This window comes from Collinsella aerofaciens (genome assembly GCF_040926185.1).
GTDB lineage: Bacteria > Actinomycetota > Coriobacteriia > Coriobacteriales > Coriobacteriaceae > Collinsella > Collinsella aerofaciens_BC.
The window spans coordinates 1-4,707 of the sequence record NZ_JBCOIQ010000034.1 but is presented as its reverse complement, the minus strand read 5'-3'; the positions used below and the strand labels follow the sequence as shown (position 1 = coordinate 4,707).

Sequence of the window (4,707 nt, the reverse complement as noted above, 5' to 3'; positions counted from 1 at the left end):
GTCCCGCGGGCCGCGAGGTGCGGTTCCGGAAGAGCTCGGGCGATTAGTGCGGCTCGGCTGAGGACGTCGCCGCCCTTGCACCTGCCGTCTATCGACCAGGTAGTCTACCTGGGCCCTTACCGGAAGGAGAACTAATCCCTGGAACGGCTTCCCGCTTAGATGCCTTCAGCGGTTATCCGCGCCGCACGCGGCTACCCGGCCGTGCCGTTGGTCGACAACCGGTTCACCGGAGGTGCGTCCACCCCGGTCCTCTCGTACTGGGGGCAGCCTCCATCGATTCTCCTGCGCCCACGGAGGATAGGGACCGAACTGTCTCACGACGTTCTGAACCCAGCTCGCGTACCGCTTTAAACGGCGAACAGCCGTACCCTTGGGACCTGCTCCAGCCCCAGGATGCGATGAGCCGACATCGAGGTGCCAAACCTTGCCGTCGATGTGGACTCTTGGGCAAGATCAGCCTGTTATCCCCGGAGTACCTTTTATCCGTTGAGCGACGGCCCACCCACTCGGGGCCGCCGGATCACTAGAGCCTGCTTTCGCACCTGCTCGGCTTGTGGGCCTCGCAGTCAAGCCCGCTTGTACTCTTGCATTCAAAAGGACGGTTGCCGACCGTCCCGAGCGGACCTTCGCGCGCCTCCGTTACCCTTTAGGAGGCGACCGCCCCAGTCAAACTGCCCGCCTGGCACGGTCCCCGAGCCGGTTGACGGCCTCGGGTTAGGACGCCGGTCGCGCGAGGGCAGTATTCCAAGGGCGGCTCCCCGGGGGCTGGCGCCTCCGGATCGATGCCTCCTGCCTATCCTCTACACGCGGGACCAGCGGCCAATGCCAAGCTGCAGTGAAGGTTCACGGGGTCTTTCCGTCCTTCCGCGGGTAAGTCGCATCTTCACGACCAGTGCAATTTCACCGGGTCCATGGTCGAGACAGCGCCCAAGTCGTTGCGCCTTTCGTGCAGGTCGGAACTTACCCGACAAGGAATTTCGCTACCTTAGGACCGTTATAGTTACGGCCGCCGTTTACCGGGGCTTGGCTTCGGGGCTTCGCCTTAACGGCTAACTCCTCCGCGTGACCTTCCGGCACCGGGCAGGCGTCAGACCCTATACGTCGCCTTGCGGCTTCTGCAGAGTCCTGTGTTTTTGGTAAACAGTCGCTTGGGCCTCTCCACTGCGGCCCGCCTCCGCTCCCCGGGCAAGCCGGTTCACGTACGCGCGGGCACCCCTTCTCCCGAAGTTACGGGGCCATTGTGCCGAGTTCCTTGACCATGGTTGACCCGATCGCCTCGGTATGTTCTACCCACCCACCTGTGTCGGTTTGCGGTACGGGCGCGCACGCGCCTGCCTAGGGGTTTTTCTAGGGACCTCGGGCTCACTCGCTTCGCTTAAGTGCTTCGTCCGGAGCCTCGCCCTCAATGCGGACCGGATTTCCCTGGTCCGCGGGCCGCGCTCCATCACGGGGACGTCCAGAACCCCGCCGAGCCACCCCCATCCGTCGCCCCGTCGGTCGTAGCGCCGCGTGCGCGGTGCAGGAATGTCTGCCTGCTGCGCGTCGGCTACGCCTCCCGGCCTCGCCTTAGCCCCCGACTGACCCTGGGAGGATTAGCCTTGCCCAGGAAACCTCGGGTTCACGGCGGACGAGTTACTCTCTCGTCTCTCGCTACTCATGCCAGCATTCTCACTCCCATGCGCTCCACCGTCGGTCGCCCTCCGGCTTCTCCGCCCATGGGAAGCTCCCCTACCGATTCTAATGAATTAAAATCCCGCCGCTTCGGTGTCCAGCTTAGCCCCGTGTATTGTCGGCGCATGTCCACTCGACCAGTGAGCTGTTACGCACTCTTTGAATGGATGGCTGCTTCTAAGCCAACATCCTGGTTGTCTGGGCGGACGCACATCCTTTGCCACTCGGCTGGAACTTGGGGACCTTAGCGGGCGGTCCGGGCTGTTTCCCTCTCGAGCACACAGCTTAGCCCACATGCTCTGACTGCCGCGCTCTGGGCCGCCGGCATTCGGAGTTCGGTTGGATTCGGTAGGCGGCGAAGCCCCCTCGTCCATCCGGTGCTCTACCTCCGGCGGTGAACGCGCGACGCTAGCCCTAAAGCTATTTCGGGGAGAACGAGATATCTCCGGGTTTGATTGGCCTTTCACCCCTATCCGCAGGTCATCGCCGCCGTTTTCAACCGACGTGCGTTCGGCCCTCCACGGGGTCTTACCCCCGCTTCAGCCTGCCCACGGATAGCTCACCCGGCTTCGCGTCCGCGGCGCGGGACTCAAGTCGCCCTGTTAAGGCTCGCTTTCGCTCCGGCTCCCTTTCGGTTAACCTCGCCCCGCGCCAGCGACTCGCTGGCTCATTCTACAAAAGGCACGCCGTCACAACTGAAAGTTGCTCCGACTGCTCGTGGGCGCACGGTTTCAGGTACTGTTTCACTCCCCTCCCGGGGTGCTTTTCACCTTTCCCTCACGGTACTGGTGCGCTATCGGTCACAGGGTAGTACTCAGGCTTGGATGGTGGTCCACCCAGGTTCGGACCGGGTTTCACGTGCCCGGCCCTACTCAGGGACCGCGTCGCGCCGTCCGGTCTGGGTTCGCGTACGGGGCTGTCACCCGCTGCGGCCGGCCCTCCCATGCCGTTCCGCTCCCCAGCCGGACCTGCGCCCGGGGGCGGCAGCCCCCGGATGCGCGGCCCTGCAACCCCGTCGGCGGAACCCCTGCCGGGTATGCCCGCTCGACGGTTTGGCCATCGGTCCCCTTTCGCTCGCCGCTACTCGGGGAGTCTCGAGATTGATTTCCTCTCCTCCGGGTACTTAGATGTTTCAGTTCCCCGGGTTGTCCTCCCCACCCCTATGTGTTCGGGGTGGGGATATCCACACTGCTGTGGATGGGTTCGCCCATTCGGAGACCCCCGGGTCGAAGGATGTGTGCTCCTCGCCGGGGATTATCGCAGCTTGCCGCGTCCTTCATCGGCTCCCTGTGCCAAGGCATCCGCCGTGCGCCCGTGGTATCTTGCGGGACCGCACTCGGGCCCGCGGGATATCCACGTGTCGCTAATAAAAATTAATCGATATCATGAATAGCGCTCGTATGTCGCAATTCGGGTATCTCATACCGCGGCACAGTGTCTTCACTGTGCTCGCGATCAGATGCTCCTCACTCATATATAAGTGAATTCTTCTTGTTTGGATCGGATGAATGATTGCTATCATTCTGTCTGATAAATCGCAGAAAAGAATCGAGTCTGGAAGAGGATACTCTTCCATCTCTCTCCTATCGCTATGCGGCTCTCAAGGTACGCGGGTGCGACCCCGGGGACCGGGTGCTGCGGGGAATCATCCTGGCGGACATCTACCGGACGGGCTCCTGCCCTCTATTCGAGTTAAAGTTTGTCTCTCTAAGAACTTATCTCCCTAGAAAGGAGGTGATCCAGCCGCACCTTCCGGTACGGCTACCTTGTTACGACTTCACCCCCCTCACCCTCCACACCTTCGGCGCCTCCCCCCTCTCGGTTGGGCCGGCGACTTCGGGTGCAGACGACTCGGGTGGTGTGACGGGCGGTGTGTACAAGGCCCGGGAACGCATTCACCGCGGCATGCTGATCCGCGATTACTAGCAACTCCGACTTCATGGGGGCGGGTTGCAGCCCCCAATCCGAACTGGGGCCGGCTTTCCGGGATCCGCTCCCCCTCGCGGGGTGGCATCCCTCTGTACCGGCCATTGTAGCACGTGTGCAGCCCAGGGCATAAGGGGCATGATGACTTGACGTCGTCCCCGCCCTCCTCCGCCTTGACGGCGGCGGTCCCGCGTGGGTTCCCGGCATCACCCGATGGCAACACGCGGCGGGGGTTGCGCTCGTTGCGGGACTTAACCCAACATCTCACGACACGAGCTGACGACAGCCATGCACCACCTGTATGGGCTCCTCTCGGCCACGGGGTCTCCCCCGCTTCACCCATATGTCAAGCCCTGGTAAGGTTCTTCGCGTTGCTTCGAATTAAGCCACATGCTCCGCTGCTTGTGCGGGCCCCCGTCAATTCCTTTGAGTTTTAGCCTTGCGGCCGTACTCCCCAGGCGGGACGCTTAATGCGTTGGCTGCGGCACGGGGGGATCGTCCCCCCACACCTAGCGTCCATCGTTTACGGCTGGGACTACCAGGGTATCTAATCCTGTTCGCTCCCCCAGCTTTCGCGCCTCAGCGTCGGTCTCGGCCCAGAGGGCCGCCTTCGCCACCGGTGTTCCACCCGATATCTGCGCATTCCACCGCTACACCGGGTGTTCCACCCTCCCCTACCGGACCCAAGCCGCGGAGGTTCCGGGGGCTTCGGGGGGTTGAGCCCCCCGCTTCGACCCCCGGCCTGCCGGGCCGCCTACGCGCGCTTTACGCCCAATGAATCCGGATAACGCTCGCCCCCTACGTATTACCGCGGCTGCTGGCACGTAGTTAGCCGGGGCTTCTTCTGCAGGTACAGTCTTGACTCTTCCCTGCTGAAAGCGGTTTACGACCCGAAGGCCTCCGTCCCGCACGCGGCGTCGCTGCGTCAGGGTTCCCCCCATTGCGCAAGATTCCCCACTGCTGCCTCCCGTAGGAGTCTGGGCCGTGTCTCAGTCCCAATCTGGCCGGTCGGTCTCTCAACCCGGCTACCCGTTGTCGGCACGGTGGGCCGTCACCCCGCCGTCTACCTGATGGGCCGCGGAGCCATCCCCTCCCGTCGGGGCTTTAGCC

General features: G+C 63.3%; 2 rRNA genes. Both read right to left on the bottom strand.

Annotated elements, in window-relative coordinates:
- Positions 1 to 23: 23 nt before the first annotated feature.
- Positions 24 to 2,999 (bottom strand): 23S ribosomal RNA (locus AB5750_RS09605).
- Between the two features lie 399 nt (positions 3,000 to 3,398).
- A 16S ribosomal RNA gene (locus AB5750_RS09600) occupies positions 3,399 to 4,707 on the bottom strand; the annotation flags it as partial.